Origin of the sequence: Rhodovibrio salinarum DSM 9154 (assembly GCF_000515255.1) — a bacterium.
GTDB classification, from domain to species: domain Bacteria; phylum Pseudomonadota; class Alphaproteobacteria; order Kiloniellales; family Rhodovibrionaceae; genus Rhodovibrio; species Rhodovibrio salinarum.
In genome coordinates this window covers 3983655-4001128 of sequence record NZ_KI911559.1, presented here as the reverse complement: position 1 = coordinate 4001128, position 17474 = coordinate 3983655, and the positions used below count along the sequence as shown (strand labels likewise).

Below are 17474 nucleotides of genomic sequence, written 5' to 3'. Positions count from 1 at the left end.
GTGCTATGCAGGACTGCGTGAAATTCTATATTGACGGACGCTGGGTCGATCCGGTCGAGACCCGCACCATGGATCGCGTCAACCCCGCGACCGAGGAGACGACGGGCCAGGTCGCCCTTGGCTCAGCAGCCGACGTGGATCGAGCGGTGCGTGCGGCCAAGGTCGCATTCGAAACCTACCAGTATTCATCAAGAAAGGACCGCATCGCTCTTTTCGATCGTATTATCGACTCATTCGAGAACCGCCGAGCCGATATCGGGCGCGCCATTTCGGCCGACCTCGGCACCCCTGCCTGGTTCGCTAACGGCTACCAGACCCAAATGGCGCTCGATCATTTTATCGAAGCGCGCAGGCTGCTTGTGGACTATCCCTTCGAATATAGGCTTGGCGACAGTCTCGTGCGGCGCGAGGCATTCGGCGTCTGCGGCCTGATTACGGCTTGGAATTGGCCGGTCATGCTGGTTACCGCTAAGGTTGCGCCCGCGCTTGCAGCGGGATGCACGGTCATCCTCAAGCCCAGCGAATTTTCGCCGCAATCGGCGAGGGTTCTTACAGAAATCCTCGATGCAGCGGGAATCTCCCCCGGCGTCTTCAATCTGGTCCTCGGCGATGGCCCTGGCGTGGGGGCGGCAATTTCCAGCCACCCTGATATCGATCTTGTGTCGTTCACTGGCTCGAAACGCGCAGGCGTCGCGATTACCCAGGCGGCTGCCGAGACGGTCAAGATGGTACACCTGGAGCTTGGCGGAAAGTCGGCGAACATCATTCTGCCCGATACCGACTTAGCAACGGCGGTCGCCGACGGCGTGCGCCGTGCCTTCATCAATTCTGGCCAAAGCTGTATCGCGCCGACTCGAATGCTGGTGCACGAGGATCAGCTGGTAGATGCCGAGCGGGTGGCCGGCGAGACCGCCAGTGCAATCGTTGTCGGCAGAGACGAGAATGTCCCCGGAACGCTCGGCCCAGTCGCCAACGCAGCGCAGTTCGAACGTGTTCAGGGGTTCATCCAGTCGGGCATTGACGCCGGAGCAAAGCTTGTCGCGGGCGGGCCGGGGCACCCCGAAGGCGTTGATAGCGGTTATTACATCAAGCCGACCGTATTCAGCCGTGTGATGTCGGACATGGCCATCGCGCGAGAGGAAATCTTCGGGCCAGTACTTTCGATCCTTGCTTATAGCGACGACGCCGATGCCGTCAGGATCGCCAACGATACGACTTACGGCCTTGCCGGATACGTGTCGTCTGCGGATCGTAACAGGGCGGTATGCGTCGCAAATCAGATGAAGGCCGGCCGCGTCTTCATTAATGGCGCACCGCAGACCCCTCTTGCCCCTTTCGGAGGATACAAACAGTCCGGAAACGGACGTGAATGGGGGATTTTCGGACTGGAAGCATTCCTCGAAGTAAAGGCTATCATCGATTGATCGTGATCGACCTATTTTCTCAGATCGTGCCCCGTAATACCAGCGCCCGCTGAGCGCGACTCTCGAAAGGGTCTTCCGGCTGGAATCGTTTCGTGATTCAATCTATGGCCCGCCCCCGGTCTGCAAGGCGAAAATTCACTGACGGTCCAGGGCAGTCTGCTGCAATCTATCCGGCCTTTGTGATGGGCGCTTGCGGCCCTGGCCGAGACGGGGTTCGCGCGATCCGGTCCTGATAAGATGGACGGCTTTTAAGCCAGATGAATCACCAGGCTACCGGTTCGCCGATCGACTGTTGGTCCGTCTTGGTGGTCTCCGTTCGCAGACATCGGTAGGGGCTCTTCGGCCTCCTATTCTGTTAAGCCGCGCTGCTTGCTCACGCGACAGGCGGTGCGGGCACGTACGCCGGGTCGTAGCGGCGGCCGTGGGCCAGCAGCGCCCAGACGGTGCGGGCCATCTTCTGCGCCAGCGCGACCGTGGCGACGTTACCGTGTCGCCGCTCAACGACGCCGGTGAGCCAGCGCCCGCGCGGCGTCTCACTTTTCAGCAGGCCGCTCTTCGCCGTGCGCGCGCCGTGCACCAGCAGGCGCCGGATGTACTTGTTGCCGCGCTTGGTAATGCCCAGCAGCCGCGGCTTGCCGCCGGTCGTGACTTGCCTGGGGACGAGCCCGAGCCAGGCCGCGAGATCGCGACCGCTCTTGAACGCACTGGCATCGCCTACAGCTGCCACGATCGCCGTGGCGGAAAGCGCTCCGATACCGGGGATCGCCATCAAGCGCTGTGCGTCCGGGTCGGCGTAGCCGATCTCCAGGATCTCGCGGTCGAGCCGGCCGATCCGTTCGTCGAGGTCCCGGACCTCGCGCATCATCTCATCGACCATGGTGCGCATGCGCGGGCGCAGGCCGTTACTCTCGTTGGCGAGAATGCCTGGCACGGCCGCACGCAGTTTGGCCGGGCTCTTGGCGACAGCGATGCCGCGCTCCAGCAAGAAGGCCCGGAGCTGGTTGATGGTGCGCGTACGCGAGTTGACCAGGCGCTCGCGTAGCCTGTGCAGGCTCTGCAGGTCGAGCTGCTCGGCGGTCTTCAAGGTGACGAACCGCATCGTCGGGCGCGTCGCCGCCTCGGCGATCCCCTCGGCGTCCCGGTCGTCGTTTTTCTGCGCCTTGACGTAGGGCCGGACGTATTCCGGCGGCATCAGGCGCACTTCGTGGCCATGATCTTCTGCGATCCGGCCCATCTGATGGGCGCCACAGCACGCCTCCATCGCCACGACACAGCGCGGCAGGTTGACCAGGAACTGGGCCAGCTTGGCGCGTTTGATCCGCCGGCGCGTCACCACCCGCCCGCACGCGTCTAGCCCGGCCACGCTGCAATCGGTCTTGCCCAGATCCACGCCCAGGATGACAATCTCCATCGGTCCGCTCCCTGAAAGACGGTTTCACGCACCCGTATCTTACCGCTTACGGGCGGGAGGGGGCGGGCCATCCCATAAGATGGCAAACTGGGGAGGTTTGCCATGGCAGCGCCGGTTCGGCTTCGGGACGACTACACAGCGGATGATGTGAGAAAGGCCGCCAAACAGGCGAAGGATGCCGCCCAAACGCGGCGGTTGCTCGCCTTGGCGGCAATCTACGACGGCGCATCGCGCGGCGAGGCCGCGCGGATTGGCGGGGTCGGGGTGCAGACGGTGCGCGACTGGGTGCTGGCCTTCAACGCCAACGGTCCATCGGGCCTGATCGACGGAAAGGCGCCAGGCCAGACGCCCAAGCTGACGACCGAGCAGCGCGAGGCGCTCAAGGAGATCGTCGAGGAAGGCCCGACACCGGCGATCCACGGCGTGGTCCGGTGGCGCTTGGTCGACCTCGTCCAGTGGGTCTGGGACGAGTACCGGATCTCGATCAGTCGCCAGGCGCTCGGTCGGATCCTCAACGAGATGGGCATGCGCAAGCTGTCGGCGCGTCCGCGCCACTACGCTCAGGACCCGCAAGCCGCCGAGACCTTCAAAAAAAATTCTTCGCCGAGATGGATGCGATCGCCAAGAGGTTCGCGCGCGGCAAGATGATCGAGGTCTGGTTCCAGGATGAGGCCAGAGTCGGCCAGAAGAACAAGATCACCCGCCGCTGGGCGCGCAAAGGCACCCGACCCCGCGCTCCGCATGACCAGCGCACCCGCTCGGCCTACATTTTCGGTGCGATCTGTCCGGCTCTCGGTAAGGCCGCCGGCCTGGTCCTACCCCGCTGCGACACCGCGGCGATGAACCTCCACTTGGCGGAGATCGCCGAAGTCGTCGATCCCGGTGCCCATGCCATCGTGCTGCTGGATCAAGCCGGCTGGCACAAGGCCAAGGACCTCAACATCCCGGCCAACATCAGCCTATTGCCGCTGCCGCCGCGCAGCCCGGAGCTGAACCCGGTGGAGAACGTCTGGCAGTACATGCGCGACAACTGGCTCTCCAACCGCGTGTTCACCTCCTACAAGAACATCCTCGACCACTGCGCCGACGCGTGGAAGCGCCTCGCCGATCAGCCCTGGACCATCATGTCCATCGGCCTGCGCGATTGGGCCCATCGGTCGTGATCAACGCGCGTTGGTATGACTCCAAGAATGAAGCCGACTGCCATGGATCGGTGTCAGACCGCGGACGGCTGGGAGCCCCATGCCGCAGCAAGGCACGGTGCGGTGACCCGCCGGACGTCGGAATCCCGCTCCGCAGCCGTGGCAGACCTCCATTTCGCTCTATCAGACTTGACTGAAGAAATGGCTTGGCGCCGCCCAATGACCTGAGAAATAGCGGACACATGAGCCAGTTGCGTTCCGTATACTTGGCAATATCTCTAAGCATCAGCAGGCCGATCTCAGAGCGCGGGGCCCACGGGATCAAAGTCTAGCCCTGGCTCGAGCTCTTGCGCGTAGACAGCTAGCGGGAGAGGCCCAGCGTCATCACCATTGTAATACGCGTAGAGGGAGCGTTGACCTTGGTGACCGAGCGCGCGCATGACAGTGCGTTTGTCCGTGCGCTTCCGCAGCCGGCCCGCTGCCAGATGGCGCAGCACATAGGGCGTGATTCGGTTCGCGAGCGGCGTTCGGAACGTTGCAAACGCAGCCTGGGTGACCGCCGAGCGCAGGCTGCCCTCGCCAATGCACACGGTATGTGGACCTTCAACGGCGAGCCGGCTGGCCAGATAGCCCAGCGGGGTATCGGGATCGCAAGGTGGATCGAATATCAGAGTGCGGTGTGGGATCCCCCGCCCATGGGCTGGCGATACTTTGGCGCCGCTGATGCCGATCTCGATCGTTCCTCGCCAGTAAGGTGGCTCGCGAACCGTAACGCCATTCGCCAACTCGCGATTGCGCACGCCTGTGATCAGACAAAGCGCGATTGCGTCGGGGGCTACGGTATGATCTCGGCTGACCCGAAAGAAGCCGTTGTCCCGATAACGCGGCGACCGCCGCATCCGCGCGGCGGCGGCGCGATAGGCCCCCTCGGTCGGCGCTGCATTCCTTTTCGGCCGATCCGGGTTCGGGCCAACACGCCCATGATGAGGCTCGGCAACAGCGCGCAACTCGCCAGAGGGCTCGTAGGCCTGGAGGATCCGCTCGGACGCCGCAATCAGCTCCAGTTCGCTGGCCGTGAATTGTCGGTCGCAACTTTCAACCCGCTCCCAAAGGCGCTCGACGAGATGTCCGGCGACATAAGTCAGCGCGCTGACGTATTGATCGTAGGTTTTCTGAGCGAGTCCGCTCGGCGGTCCGTCAGCCCCGCCTTCGGCGAGACGACGAACGATATGGTAGTAGACCCGATAGGTGGTATCGTCGATCGGTATCTGGACGCGGTCGAGAGCAAGCGAAACCGTCTTAGCAGTATTGTGCGGACCCATGTTTGCCATGATCACGTCCTTTGAACGTATCCCGTTCCTTAAGATGGGCGGTAACGCCTGCAGTGGGCAAACGCGCCCTAAAAATTCGGTTTCCTCCGCACATTGTCGGATCGTGTAACAGCGACACTTCCGCGGCCGAGCAGGACAGACGGAGCCTGGCGCCATGCCTCAGCGCCCCCATATGAGCCTCTATACCGCTATTCAGATCCTGGCCCGAAACTTACCCGAGCCTAGGCAGCACGACCGCAGATCAGGTCGGCGACGAGCCCTGGACGCGCGCCGCCTGGAAATCCAGCAACGCCTCCAGGCCGGGGAGCGACGGGCCGACCTTGCCTTACACCTGGGCCGGGACGCTCGGATCGGTGAGATTTCTTCCAGCAATCTCGGCACGTTACTCCATCGCACCGGGATCCTCGCCGACGCGCCCGACCCGCAAGCGCCATCAGACACCGCATGGACCAGCGGTCACGGTCCTGTCACCCGCAATCGGTAGTCGCCGGTCGGCTCACGGCCCGTTGTGGCTCACCCAACCAACGCAAACGATCCTCTTGCCTCGACCTACAACATCCCCCGCGCTTCGAGCAGGGCGATGACCTGCTGGGCGAGGGCGTCGGGGCTGGCCTGGTCGGAGCGCAGGTGCAGCTCCGGGGCCTCGGGCGGCTCGTAGCTGGAGCCGATGCCGGTGAAGTTCGGGAGCTCCCCGGCCCGCGCCTTCTTGTACAGCCCCTTGGGATCGCGCTGCTCGCACACCTCCAGCGGCGCGTCGACGAACACCTCCAGGAACTCGCCCTCGGGCAGCATGTCGCGCGCCATCCGCCGTTCGCTGCGGAACGGCGAGATGAACGACACCAGCGTGATCAGACCGGCGTCGGTCAGCAGCCGGGACACCTCCGCCACCCGGCGGATGTTCTCCACCCGGTCCTCGTCGGTAAAGCCCAGGTCCCGGTTCAGCCCGTGCCGGACGTTGTCGCCGTCCAGCATCATCGTGTGCTTGCCCATCCCCGCCAGGCGCTGCTCCACCAGGTCGGAGACCACCGACTTGCCCGCCCCCGACAGCCCGGTGAACCAGAGCACGCACGGCCGCTGCGCCTTCGCCTGCGCGCGCACCGCCTTGTCCACCTTGGTGTCGTGCCAGTGCACGTTGGTCGCCCGCCTGAGCGCGTAGTCGATCATCCCCGCGCCCACGGTGGCGTTGGTCATCCGGTCGATCACGATGAACGACCCGGTCGCCGGGTTCTCCGCGTACGGGTCGAACGGCACCGGCCGGTCGAATTCCAGGTCGACCACCGCTGGAACCGGTTGTACAAGGTCTTGCGCGGCCCGTAGACGGCGGGCGCGTCCTTCCAGCGGCAGCCGGAGATCAGCACATGGATGATCCCGCTGATCACCCGCCGGTCGTCCACCCGCGGCTTACCCCGCGTATCCCGCGGCAAGTGAGGTTCAAGCCGCGCAAACTGCTCGTCACTCAGCCAAAAACAGCCCTGGTCCATAATCGGTCTCCTTTCGGAGGCCAGGAATCATACCGCCACCTCAAAGGGAATCTGGAGCGTTCTCGAGGGTCCGGGAACGGCAGTTTGCCGGGGCGGGACGGCTTTCGCCGGACCGCTCGTGAACGTGGATTGAACGGGCCCGCGGGCAGCGAGGCGGGTCTATGGGGATTGTGTCGACGCCGGCTCGGGGCGCAGAGAAGGGCGGTCGGCATGGCGGTGCCGAGCGTGGTCGGTCGGGTAGCTGACACGGTCAGCGGCCGAGCCGAGTGGGCAGCGAGGGCGTATGGCAGCGAGTCGTCCGGTCCGAGTGAGCGGAGCTCGGTGCGCCCCTCTGAGGATTGCCCACGCTGAGACACCCGTCGTCGACGGCTGCTGATCTCGTTGGTGATGAGAGGTGGCGTCGGGTCGTGCGGTCACGAACTGTCCAGCCCGACGATCTCGGCCGGCTCTGGTGTCGCGGGGACCAGGGCATCGAAGGCCATCGGCCCGTTGCAGTGCGGACAGACGGTGTGCGCTGGAACCTCTATGTCCGTGGTCCCGGTGGTGCGCGTGTCTGTGATGGATGTCGCCGCCACGGCGAGGAGATCGCGGCACTGGCGCAGCTTGGCGGCGCGGTGACCGTTGGCGAGCAGACCGAAGTGCCGGATCCGATGAAAACCGCTCGGTAGGGTGTGCATCAGGAAGCGCCGGGTGAACTCCCCGGCGTCGAGATGCATGACTTTGATCTTGTCGTGGTGGCGGTAGTCTTTCCAACGGAAGCTCACCCGTCCGTCCTGTAGGGCGACCAGGCGATGGTTGGTGATCGCGACGCGGTGGGTGTAGCGGCCGAGGTAGGCCAGCACCTGCTCGGGCCCGCCGAATGGGGGCTTGGCGTAGACCACCCAGGCCTGCTGGCGGAGCGGGGCCAGATGGTCGCGGAAGGCGGCGGCAGCGGCGAGCGGCGCGAGGTTGCCGAAGAACGCGAGTTCATCGGCGGCATGCAGAGCCCGAAGCCGCGCCAGGAACAGGCGCCGGAAGACCGCGCCCAGGACGCGCACCGGCAGGAAGAAGCCGGGACGGCAGGCGATCCAGCGGGTCCCGCACGGGCTCGGCCCGCCGCCGGGCACAATACAATGCAGATGCGGATGATGCTGCAGGTTCTGGCCCCAGGTGTGCAGGACCGCGACGCCGCCGATCTCGGCGCCGAGGTGACGGGGGTCGGCGGCGATGGTGCGCAACGTCTCGGTCGCGGCCTGGAACAGGGCGCCGTAGACGGCCGCCTTGTTCTGCAGGGCGATCGCGGCGAGCGCGGGCGGCAGGGTGAATACGACGTGGAAGTACGCGACCGGCAGGAGTTCGGCCTGGCGGTCGGCCAGCCATTGCCGACGCGCGGCGCCCTGACACTTGGGGCAGTGCCGGTTGCGGCAGGAGTTGTAGGCGATCCGGCTGTAGCCGCAGCTGCCGCAGCGCTCGCTGTGGCCGCCGAGGGCCGCGGTCCGGCAAGCGCGTACGGCACCGTAGACCCGGCGCTGATCGCGGCTGAGGTGCTGGTCGTTGGCCACGCGCCAGTCCGCCGCCGCTCGAAAGACGTCAGCGACCTCGACCGAGGTCGTCACGGGCATCAGCCCGACGGCGCGATCATCAGCTCAAGCCGGTCCAGCGGGCTCTGCGTCTGCTGGATCGTGGTGCGGGCGACCTGGGTATAGGGGCGGTCGTGCTGAGATGACTGTGGCCGAGCAGCACCTGGATGATCCGGATGTCGGTGCCGGCCTCCAGCAGATGCGTCGCGAAGCTGTGGCGCAGCGTGTGCACGGTGACGCGCTTGCTCAAGCCGGCCGCGGCGCGCGCAGAGCGGCAGGCCGCGTTCAATGCCGTCGGATGGATCGGCGTCGCGCGGTCGCGTCCTGGAAACAGCCAGGGGTCCGGCCGGGTCAGCCGCCAGTATGCCCGCAGAATACCGAGTAACTGGTCGGACAGCATGGCGTGCCGATCGCGGCCGCCTTTACCTTGACGGACACGGATCAGCTTGCGCGTGCTGTCGATGTCGCTGATCTGGAGCGTGGCGACCTCCGAGGCGCGCAGGCCGGCACCGTAGGCTGTGGCCAGCGCAATCCGGCACTTGAAACCGGCTACGGCCTCGAGGAACCGGATGACCTCCTCCGGGCTGAGGATCTCGGGCAAACTCCGCGGCGCCCGCGCGTAAGGGATGCGCTCAGGAACCTCAGCGTGTCCGAGCGTGACGCCGTAGAAAAAGCGCAGCGCCGCAACGGTCTGATTGAGATTGCCCCAAGACACACCCTGGCTGACCAGATGAACCTGGAAGCTCCGGACATCGTCGAGATCCAGACGATCCGGCGATCGGCCAAAAAATCGGCTGAACCGAGCGACCGCGGAGATGTAGGATCGCTGCGTGGTTGGCGCGAGATTGCGGACCGTCATGTCCTCGATCATGCGCCGGCGCAGAGGGCTGAGTTCAGCCATCTGGGGACTCCTGTCCTGAGAGGTGGTGGTAGGCAACCCCATCGTCTCAGGCAGGAGACCCGCTCGCACATGTTATCCGCTAACCCCAGCGATAGCGGGTTCGTTCAATCCCTCTCGATTCAATCAATCACTGAAACGCTCTAGCAGGCTGCTGAAAAATCCGGGCTGACGCGGCTCCTCCGGCCATGATTCTGTGCTGGCATCACGGTCATGGAGGTAGCGAGTTGCGCGGGGATGACCGCCGTTCCGGAAGCCTGTTCAGCTACGTGGACCTGGAGCAGCGTGTCCCGCCGGATCATCCGCTGCGGGTGATCCGAACGGTCGTCGATGACGCGCTCCAAGAGCTGTCGCCGACCTTTTCCGAGATCTACAGCAAGCGCGGCCGCCCGAGCATTCCACCGGAGCGGCTCTTGCGCGCGCTGCTGCTGCAGATCCTGCACGGTCTGCGCTCTGAGCGGCAGATGATGGAGCGGCTGGAGTTTGACCTGCTGTTCCGCTGGTTCGTCGGGCTCGGGATCGACGATCCGGTCTGGCATTCGACGGTTTACGCCAAGAACCGGGACCGCCTGTTCGAGAGTGACGTTGCCGAGCGCCTGCTTAACGCCGTGCTCGACCATCCCAAGGTCAAGCCGCTGTTGAGCGGGGAGCACTTCTCGGTGGACGGCAGCCTAATCGACGCCTGGGCCTCAATGAAAAGCTTCCACCCGCGCGAGGGTCAGGGTGGCGGCAGCGGCGATGACGACGACCAAAGCTCTGGAGGTTCCAACCGGGACCAGGGCCGGAACCCGTCGCGCAACTTCCGGGGCGAACGGCGGTCCAACCAGACCCACGCATCGACCACGGACCCGGACGCCCGGTTGTTCCGCAAGGGACCGGGCAAGGAGGCGCGGCTCGCCTACATGGGGCACGTGCTCATGGAGAACTGCAATGGCCTGGTCGTCAGCACGCGGACGACCCGGGCTCACGGATCGGCCGAGCGGATGGCGGCCCTGGAGATGGTCGCCGACTTACCGACACGCGCCGGCCAGACGCTGGCCGCCGACAAGGGCTTCGACACGGGCGACTTCGTCATGGAACTGCGGGAGATGGGCATCACCCCGCACGTCGCCCAGAACAGCTACGTCACCGACAAGGCCCGACGACGCTCCGCGATCGATCGACGAACCACCCGCCATCCCGGCTATACGGTCAGCCAGCGCGTGCGCAAACGCATCGAGGAGGTCTTCGGCTGGGCCAAGAGCGCCGGCGGTCTGCATCAGGTCCGCCATCGCGGCCTGAACCGTGTCGGGGCGCAGGTCACGCTCGCTGCGACCGCCTACAACCTGGTGCGCTTGCCCAAGCTGATCGGGGGCGCGGCATGACCGATCCGGTGCATTGCGAGGTGGTCGGCCGCTGGCGGATCACCGGCTCCGACATGTGGAACCGGGACTTCCTGGACCTCGCCAACCCGGCGCACTTCACCCTCGACGATGCCGGCCACGGCGAGATGGAATTCGGGGCCGTGCACCTCGACCTGGACGTCGAGTACGGCCGCCAGATCGTGTTCTTCCGGTTCGCAGGCTTCGACGAGGGTGACGAGGTCTGGGGCGACGGGAACGCAGAGATCACCGACGATGGCACGTTGGAGATCGAAATCCACTTCGTCGACGGCGACGAGCCCACCCTTACCGCCCAACGCGAGATTTCTTCAGCAGCCTGCTAGATGTGTTGCCTCACGGGCATGGCCGGTCCCCATGGGCAAATCAAAACCTCCTCTCGATCCTATACCGGGAAAAGCCGGCCGAACTACAGCCAAATAGAATGAAGGGCGCTCAACCCGGAATGCCGAAGTCGGACGCTGATTAGCTAAAGCTATGAAAGAAAGGTATTTCAAGTTACGTTATCATCAATGGTGATGCCTTTGTGCCGCCGGGCATGGGGGTGGCGACAAGTGGTGACTCGTCGCGTCTAGTTCTGATGGCTCAGGATGTCCTCGATATTCACCAACAAATCGTCAAAGATATTACGTGTGATAGCTTCCAGCTTATCCCATGGCGCACTATCACAAAAAGCATCGGGGTGCCTATCAGGCTTGGCGTTACGTATAGATCAGGGCGAATTTGATTTATCGATAAATCACGGGGGACGGAGCTCCTGTGTTCGCCATGCCTCGAATAGCTCCAGATGGCGGCTTAATCGGTCAGCATGGTGAGGGCACGACAAACATCGTTGGACATTACCTTTTACAGCAAGCCGTGGGTTCGCATGAGTTGTTCTAGCCGGCTGATGTGCGGCTGAATGCGTTCTTTGCTCGGGGTCGTGTATTTTTGGTCCGTGTGATGCGCCGGGTCGGCAAAACCGACCGTGTCACTCAGAAGGTTATGTTCTTTCGGTGTGGTGCCAGGTATGTTCTGAAAAAGTTGAAGAAGCTGACGTGCTGTTGCCCGGTCGTATTCTGCCGGGGTGGGGCCGCCACATTTCTGTACGTAAAGCTCGCGAATGAACGTCTCGACGAGAACGCGAAGACGATCCACCGCCATGTCACGGTTATGTTGGTTACCTTTGACCAGGTGTTTAATGCTTGAAAGCCTTTGCTTGATGGCTGCCTGTTCCACGATTTCGGGTCCGTGGATGCCATATTGCTCGATATTATAGACTCGGCTTTCACGAGCGGGGTTAAGACTTCGTGTCCGTTCAACGAGGTTCTGAAAGTGAGACAAGATAATAACCTGCTTCCCATACTGATCCAAAAGGCATGGGATAAGTTCAGATAACAATGCCTCGTAGTGCTCGTCGTCCATGGATTGGACGGGATCGTCGAGAACGATAAACCCGAATGGTGATGTCGGCGTCGTTGCCCGCATTAACCAGACGGCCAAGCCCAAGCAGTTCAATTGACACTGGCTTAGATTGGGCGCCGCTGGCATTCGTTTTCCGAAGGACCGGGCGTGGAGGTTGAGCTTATTGGTGCCCGGCTCCATTGTCTCAAATCCAACATCGGCGCCGGGGTTCAGCATATCGTAGAGATTCCGGACCTCAGCTCCTCTTGAATCCAACCTTTCGCGTTGGCTGGTTTGCAACGTTTTCTCGACACGTTGCAGCAACTCGCCGGCCGAGTTCAGGGCTTGGTCGGAGACGCGTATACGCCGCACTTCATCTGAAGACCTTAACGCTCTCCCGACAGCGTCGACGCGTCGGATCTCCAGACCAGTTGCGATCCGCTTATCGAGAGCTTGTGAGAAGTCGGCCCACACCTCGTAGTATGACTTTAGCGCACCGAGGTAGGTTGTCAGATGCTGCTTCAGGGCCGCGTGGGCGCCCCGGTATGCCTCTTTTATTGCGGCAAAGTCCGCGCCCGTGGTCCCAAGTCTGGCAGGGAGGCTATCCACCATCTCTTGGACGGCTCGGCCAGCTTGGTTCATCTCACGCCTGGCGTCATGGAGTTGATCGTAGGCATGCAAGAACGCCTCGACCTCCTGCGAGCCCGGATCGAAAAGCGAACGAAGAAGCGGTTTTTCCTCGGGGTCCGGAGGCGCGGGACCGATCTCCGTCGCAGCTTGCTCCAGTGTCTGGAGGGCTTCGCTCAGTTCTTGCACTGCCTGACGGAGGCCTGCGTCAAGCTCGAGCGCTTTCTGGCTTTCCGCAATTCGGCGCCGCAGTTCATCCTGACGATCTGGCTGAAGGGTATCGTGTTCGCACATCGGGCACGTCGTCGACCCATCGGCCAGCCGTAAACCTTCTGTCCAGAACTTGAGGTACGCGGTTGAGTAGGCCGACGCCGCTTTCGTGATGAGGCCATCGAGCGTCCGAGCAAGGGCGTCCAGCTGTTCGGTGACCTTTTGCTGGGCCTTCTCTATTTCCTCGATTCCGCGCCCTGGGTGTTCCCGAAGCGAGAGCCGCGTCGGGTCAAAAACCGACTTGCCAACATCACGTCTACGTTCGCGAAGGGCATCAAGGAGTGTGTTCAGATCCTCAGCACCGCAGCCCGTAAGTCGCTGCGCAACGGCCCTGATTGCATCGATATCACGTTCGTCCGCCTTCCCTTTTTGCCATTTTTTCGCGACGTCGATGGCAATATCAGTTTGCTCCAGCTCGTTGCCGAGTTCGGTAACCTTTTGACGCGCTTGAACGAGTTCGCGCGGCGGCGAATTCGCGTAGGAGCGACGTGCACCTTCCAGGGCCGTCCGAAAAGCGATCAGATCATCCAGGCCTAGAGCGGCTGCGATCGCATCGCGGCGGTCCTTGGGGCGTGTATGGATGAACGTTTGTAAGCCGTGTTGGGCTACGACCGGATACGATGCTTCGTTCGGCGTTAATCCGATGCTGCTGAAAAGGGCTTCTTGATCGTTAACGAAGGTCTGACCGGCCTCACTGCTGGCGTTGCCATCCATCGTTCGGGCGAGACGGAACGTCTCCCCATTTTCGAAACGTACATCGGCCTCGACGTGTACCGGGAAGCCGTCGTGAGCATTGCGGTATGTGTTTTGATATTCAGTCGCCCAATACTGCTCGCCGTGCTTACGTCGCTTGGTTTCCCCGTAGAACAACCATTCAATTGCCTCAGTAATGCTTGTCTTACCGTAGCCGTTCGGGCCGTAAAATAGGACGAGTTCGTCAGCCACGTTTATATCGAAGCCGGTATCTCCGATACCCCGGAAATTACGGGCTTTCAGGCGTATCAGGCGCATGTGAATTCTCTTCAATGTATTGTTCAAGTGTTTCGCGAAGGCGCTGCGAATACGTGTCAGTCGGTATATCAGAGTCCTTCAACATTTCGCGAAACCGAGTTAATAGGGCCAATTTGATAGGGTCGGTTTCATCGCTCTCGAAGGCTTCAAGCGTGTCTTGCGCCGCCATGATGCTGATCCTCCTTGATGACAGAATCGGAACGGCTATGCGGGCAGAATACGCACGCAGGGAGTGCCGTCTACCGAGATGCTACGCCTCAGGCGCATCATCACGGTGAAAAAGACTCCTGTTGAAGGGAAAGAGCGAAGCGGCCGACGACGTTCGAAAGCGCGGTAAGGCTTAGACAGCGACCAGGAGGTGCCCGATCACATCTGACCGTCACGGCTCAACCGGCGCCACATGCTCGGTCAGGAAATCCGTCGCGTAGGTTTCCGCCTTGGCCTCCGCCTGGCCGTTCGGGATCAGGCGATGGCCGTCGTACGTCCGCGGGCCCAGCCGGTGACCCTCCCAGGTATGCAGGTTGAAGCCGTGCGTGGCGTTCTCGATGATGTGCACCTCGACCGTCGTGTCGCCAGCCGGAATATCTCGCCAGTGACGGCAAGGCGGCGCTGGCGTCCAGTCGTCTTCGGCGCCCACGATGATCTGCGTCGGCGCGGCCAGCTGCGGCCGGGTCCAGCTGTCGCAACCCGGGTAGTAGGCCACGCTCGCGGCGAACCGCGGCGCATCCGGCCGGTCGCCGAAGAAATACTGCCGGGTATCGCCGGAGACCACGTCCAGCGCCGTGCGGCCGCCGTCGGAAAACCCGATCGCGGCGACACGGCTTGCATCGACGAAGGGTTTCTGGCTCAACCAACTCAGGGCCGCGTAGGCGTCGATGCGCCGCTCGAGGTTGCTCGGATAGGCCGGATGATCGAAGTCGCAGTCCGGTGCGCCGCGAACGGCATGACTGTCGACCGCAACGGCGACCCAGCCGGCCTCGGAGAGCCGCTCGCCCCAGTCCGGGATCCGGTCGCCGTACCAGCCGCTGCAGCCGTGGAGCAGGATCGCCGCGGGTCGCTTCTCGCCAGCGCCATCGGCCGGTTGATCCGGGAAGCCCCAGGTGCGAACGGGCAGGGCGTCCGGGGCGTCGCCGTAGGTCTGGCCGGCGACCTCGCGCGGGATCCGCTGATCGACCTGACCGACGCCTGCGCAACTGGTGAGCCCGAACGCCAAAAGAGAGACGGTGAGAACAAGTTTTGCGGGCATCGCGCCCTTCATCAGCGATCCCCCCCCATAGACGGCTGCCAGAAAATGGCACCAGATCAGCAGCTTCCGGGCAATGTGTGGACTGCCATAACCGGCATATCGGCGCTCATGTGGGCTGTATGGTAGGGGCTTGCCTACCCGGTTACATACAGCGACCCGTGGTCGGTCCGATGCAGAACGCGTTCGTGGGCCACCGGACCGGTGACGGTACTATCGGGTCCTTCCATCACGCCCACCTTCTCGGCATCGGAGGGATCGGGCCGATCGTGGATATGAGCCCGATAGGCCCAGTGCCCGGCGTCCATGAGAAGCGGATCGGTCGTCGTCGACATGGTCGCGGCGCCGGTTGCCCTGCCGAGCTTGTCCAGGGCGTCCAGGAACCAGGGCAGGTGATTCCGCTGGCTCAGATCGGGCATCATCCGCTCGAGACCCTCGAACCAGACAAGACGGTCGCCGCGCCGCTGGACGACCGGCAGAAGCTCATCGGCAATGAACGCGGCGACGGACCTGACGTCGTGGCGGTTCTGCACAGACAGCTGATCGTGAAGACGCACGACGAAGAATCCGGCCGCCAGGCGGTCCCGGCTCTCGGTGTCGTGGTCCCAATCCAGGGTCAGAGAGGACAGGACGTCATAGTCCAGGAAGGTGGTCAGGTCGTCGCTGGCGGTTACAACGAGTGTTGAGCCCCGCTTCACCGGATCGCTGCCTAGGATCCCGGTGTAATCGTGGCCCATCGCAAGGCTGATCCCGGCTTGTCCGCCGAACCAACGGCCGTGAACTTCGGTGTCGACGGTCACGAGGCCGTTCGTTCCGGCCATCAAACCCGGCAGCACGTAATCCGGGTTTCCCGGGTCGTCGAAGAGATTTTCGAGCCCGATCGAACCCGGACCATCGTCGAAGTTGCCATCACTCATCGGTCGATGACTCCATCCCCGGAGCTTCAGGTCGCCTCATCCACTTTTTCTTTGCAGAAGCGCGCCATCCACGGATCGGCTTCGCGCACGGCCGCGCGTTGATTGTTATCGAGCCGGGCCCAAGCCTCGCCGGCATCCTGATAGGACGCCGGCAGTCGGTCCGACCTGTTAGCCGCCAGGGCGGCGACAATTTGCTCGCTTGTCGACCAGCCCGGCCACTCGGCTGGGTCTGTATGCCGCGCCGTGTCGGCGATGCGCCGGGCGGCTTCCAAACGCCCGGGTTCGAGCGGCGGCGTTGGAACCGACCCGGGCTCACGCCAACCCATATACTCGAGCATCTGGACCAAATGCCGCGCCTGGCGCTCGGCGGTGTCACGCGGCTCTTGCTTCACACGGCGGCCGCTGAGCGAGGACGTGAAAAGCACGTCCGAGCCGTTGTCGCCGAACCGATCGATCAAGCGCAGCGCCACGTCGGGCCGCATATTTGCCACGGCAAGGGTCACGTTATCGGTCGACCCTGGGTTCGCGATCGCCCAGAGCCGTTCGTAAGCCTGAACAACGTCTTCGAATGCGGCGTCGACGGGGACTTTCACGGGGAGGTCTTCGGTGTTTGCCATAGTCGAGGCCTCCTAGACGTCTTGTGGCTGTCGACCGACCCGGTAATCCACCAGGATCCGCTGCACGGAGTTCCGCGAGATCCCCAGATGCCGGGCGATGTCCGTGTTCTTCCAGCGCGCTTCGTGGAGCCGGATCACGTCCGGCGCCTTCTGACGCGCCGTCGCCTTCCGGCCGGGGTACTTGTGGGGCTCCTCGCGCTTCGTGCGCTCAATGCCTTCCTGCTGACGTTCGCGAAGAAGGTCGCGTTCGAACTGTGCGATCTCGCCCAGGATCCCAACAACGAGTCGGCCGTGGCTCGTCGACGTATCCAGACCCATGTCCAGGACCCGCAACGTCGCGCCCTTCTGATGGACGTACTCGATGATCCGGTGGAGGTGCCCGGTCGACCGGGCGGCGCGGTCGAGCTTGGTGACGATGAGTTCGTCGCCGTCACGGATGTAATCTAAAGCCGCGTTCAGCTGGGGGCGGTCTTCAGCCGCGCCGGAAATCTGCTCGGCGAAAACCTTCTCGCAACCAGCTTCGCTCTTCAGACGCTCTTTCTGGCTCTCGAGCGAGCCTTTTTGGTCGATTGTGCTTGTGCGTGCATAGCCGACTTTCATGCGCGCAAACCTTGTAACTGCCTCGCCAGGGTCATGACCCGGTGGTGCAGGTGCACCAGAATAGCGTTTTGGGACCCTTGTGATGCGTCTCCTCGCAACACCCAAAAGGGTACACCCAAATGGTTATTCTTTCGGGGCTTTGGAAGGGCATAAATTAATTGCGAAACTAGAGCCTTCACAG

The 17474-nt window shown here is 63.1% G+C and carries 15 protein-coding genes and 1 pseudogene; 4 read left to right on the top strand and 12 right to left on the bottom strand.

Annotation, left to right across the window (positions count from 1 at the left end; translation table 11 throughout):
* Positions 1–5: 5 nt before the first annotated feature.
* Positions 6–1424 (top strand): aldehyde dehydrogenase family protein, encoded by a 1419-nt coding sequence (locus RHOSA_RS0118620; protein ID WP_027289853.1) that lies wholly within the window; start codon positions 6–8, stop codon positions 1422–1424.
* Between the two features lie 373 nt (positions 1425–1797).
* Here the strand turns inward: RHOSA_RS0118620 and RHOSA_RS0118615 are convergent, their stop codons facing one another.
* Entirely contained in the window at positions 1798–2835 is a 1038-nt protein-coding gene (locus RHOSA_RS0118615; protein ID WP_027289852.1) for an IS110 family RNA-guided transposase, read from the bottom strand.
* A gap of 102 nt (positions 2836–2937) precedes the next feature.
* Here RHOSA_RS0118615 and RHOSA_RS24925 point away from each other — a divergent pair.
* Positions 2938–3998, top strand: a protein-coding gene (locus RHOSA_RS24925; RefSeq protein ID WP_437123679.1) for an IS630 family transposase whose coding sequence is annotated in 2 segments (ribosomal slippage) — positions 2938–3432 and positions 3435–3998 — 1059 coding nt in all. Because the reading frame shifts where the segments join, the coding sequence is not laid out codon by codon here.
* Positions 3999–4276: 278 nt separating this feature from the next.
* Here RHOSA_RS24925 and RHOSA_RS0118600 read toward each other — a convergent pair.
* The 5 genes and pseudogenes from RHOSA_RS0118600 to RHOSA_RS23620 form a co-directional block, all read right to left on the bottom strand.
* Entirely contained in the window at positions 4277–5308 is a 1032-nt protein-coding gene (locus RHOSA_RS0118600; RefSeq protein ID WP_027289849.1) for a site-specific integrase, read from the bottom strand.
* Positions 5309–5857: 549 nt separating this feature from the next.
* A complete protein-coding gene (gene cysC, locus RHOSA_RS23630; RefSeq protein ID WP_437123689.1) occupies positions 5858–6577 on the bottom strand; it encodes an adenylyl-sulfate kinase in 720 nt (239 codons plus the stop codon).
* A gap of 2 nt (positions 6578–6579) precedes the next feature.
* Positions 6580–6789, bottom strand: a pseudogene (locus tag RHOSA_RS24920) (transposase); the annotation flags it as partial.
* 413 nt (positions 6790–7202) lie between these two features.
* Positions 7203–8390, bottom strand: coding sequence for an IS91 family transposase (locus tag RHOSA_RS23625; RefSeq protein WP_051432333.1), 1188 nt, complete (start codon positions 8388–8390; stop codon positions 7203–7205).
* A gap of 19 nt (positions 8391–8409) precedes the next feature.
* Positions 8410–9249 carry a tyrosine-type recombinase/integrase gene (locus RHOSA_RS23620; RefSeq protein WP_437123678.1) on the bottom strand — a complete coding sequence of 280 codons (840 nt, stop codon included), beginning with the start codon at positions 9247–9249 and terminating at the stop codon, positions 8410–8412.
* Positions 9250–9473: 224 nt separating this feature from the next.
* Between RHOSA_RS23620 and RHOSA_RS0118580 the strand changes: the two genes are divergently transcribed.
* Both RHOSA_RS0118580 and RHOSA_RS0118575 read left to right on the top strand, forming a co-directional pair.
* Positions 9474–10610 (top strand): IS5 family transposase, encoded by a 1137-nt coding sequence (locus tag RHOSA_RS0118580; protein WP_027289848.1) that lies wholly within the window; start codon positions 9474–9476, stop codon positions 10608–10610.
* Entirely contained in the window at positions 10607–10951 is a 345-nt protein-coding gene (locus RHOSA_RS0118575) for a hypothetical protein (protein WP_027289847.1), read from the top strand. The genes RHOSA_RS0118580 and RHOSA_RS0118575 overlap by 4 nt, the downstream gene beginning before the upstream one ends.
* Positions 10952–11471: 520 nt before the next feature.
* Here RHOSA_RS0118575 and RHOSA_RS0118570 read toward each other — a convergent pair.
* The 6 genes from RHOSA_RS0118570 to RHOSA_RS0118550 all read right to left on the bottom strand — a co-directional run bounded on the left by RHOSA_RS0118570 (position 11472) and on the right by RHOSA_RS0118550 (position 17293).
* The gene (locus RHOSA_RS0118570) at positions 11472–13916 is read right to left on the bottom strand and encodes an AAA family ATPase (RefSeq protein ID WP_027289846.1); all 2445 of its coding nucleotides are present in this window, start codon (positions 13914–13916) and stop codon (positions 11472–11474) included.
* Positions 13888–14085 (bottom strand): hypothetical protein, encoded by a 198-nt coding sequence (locus RHOSA_RS25305; RefSeq protein ID WP_156092828.1) that lies wholly within the window; start codon positions 14083–14085, stop codon positions 13888–13890. The genes RHOSA_RS0118570 and RHOSA_RS25305 overlap by 29 nt, the downstream gene beginning before the upstream one ends.
* 210 nt (positions 14086–14295) lie before the next feature.
* Positions 14296–15162: a dienelactone hydrolase family protein gene (locus tag RHOSA_RS24490; RefSeq protein WP_169816657.1), complete on the bottom strand. Its 867-nt coding sequence runs from the start codon at positions 15160–15162 to the stop codon at positions 14296–14298.
* A 134-nt stretch (positions 15163–15296) separates the two neighbouring features.
* Positions 15297–16076 (bottom strand): hypothetical protein, encoded by a 780-nt coding sequence (locus tag RHOSA_RS0118560; protein ID WP_027289845.1) that lies wholly within the window; start codon positions 16074–16076, stop codon positions 15297–15299.
* 26 nt (positions 16077–16102) lie between these two features.
* A complete protein-coding gene (locus RHOSA_RS0118555) occupies positions 16103–16693 on the bottom strand; it encodes a hypothetical protein (protein WP_027289844.1) in 591 nt (196 codons plus the stop codon).
* 12 nt (positions 16694–16705) lie between these two features.
* Entirely contained in the window at positions 16706–17293 is a 588-nt protein-coding gene (locus tag RHOSA_RS0118550; protein ID WP_027289843.1) for a recombinase family protein, read from the bottom strand.
* Positions 17294–17474: the final 181 nt, after the last annotated feature.

Coding starts and splice junctions, on each gene's coding strand:
- RHOSA_RS23625 (WP_051432333.1), bottom strand. CDS start 8,390: ATGCCCGTGACGACCTCGGTCGAGGTCGCTGACGTCTTTCGAGCGGCG.
- RHOSA_RS0118570 (WP_027289846.1), bottom strand. CDS start 13,916: ATGCGCCTGATACGCCTGAAAGCCCGTAATTTCCGGGGTATCGGAGAT.
- RHOSA_RS25305 (WP_156092828.1), bottom strand. CDS start 14,085: ATGGCGGCGCAAGACACGCTTGAAGCCTTCGAGAGCGATGAAACCGAC.
- RHOSA_RS0118560 (WP_027289845.1), bottom strand. CDS start 16,076: ATGAGTGATGGCAACTTCGACGATGGTCCGGGTTCGATCGGGCTCGAA.
- RHOSA_RS23620 (WP_437123678.1), bottom strand. CDS start 9,249: ATGGCTGAACTCAGCCCTCTGCGCCGGCGCATGATCGAGGACATGACG.
- RHOSA_RS0118550 (WP_027289843.1), bottom strand. CDS start 17,293: ATGAAAGTCGGCTATGCACGCACAAGCACAATCGACCAAAAAGGCTCG.
- RHOSA_RS0118600 (WP_027289849.1), bottom strand. CDS start 5,308: ATGGCAAACATGGGTCCGCACAATACTGCTAAGACGGTTTCGCTTGCT.
- RHOSA_RS24490 (WP_169816657.1), bottom strand. CDS start 15,162: ATGCCCGCAAAACTTGTTCTCACCGTCTCTCTTTTGGCGTTCGGGCTC.
- RHOSA_RS0118615 (WP_027289852.1), bottom strand. CDS start 2,835: ATGGAGATTGTCATCCTGGGCGTGGATCTGGGCAAGACCGATTGCAGC.
- RHOSA_RS0118620 (WP_027289853.1), top strand. CDS start 6: ATGCAGGACTGCGTGAAATTCTATATTGACGGACGCTGGGTCGATCCG.
- RHOSA_RS0118555 (WP_027289844.1), bottom strand. CDS start 16,693: ATGGCAAACACCGAAGACCTCCCCGTGAAAGTCCCCGTCGACGCCGCA.
- RHOSA_RS0118575 (WP_027289847.1), top strand. CDS start 10,607: ATGACCGATCCGGTGCATTGCGAGGTGGTCGGCCGCTGGCGGATCACC.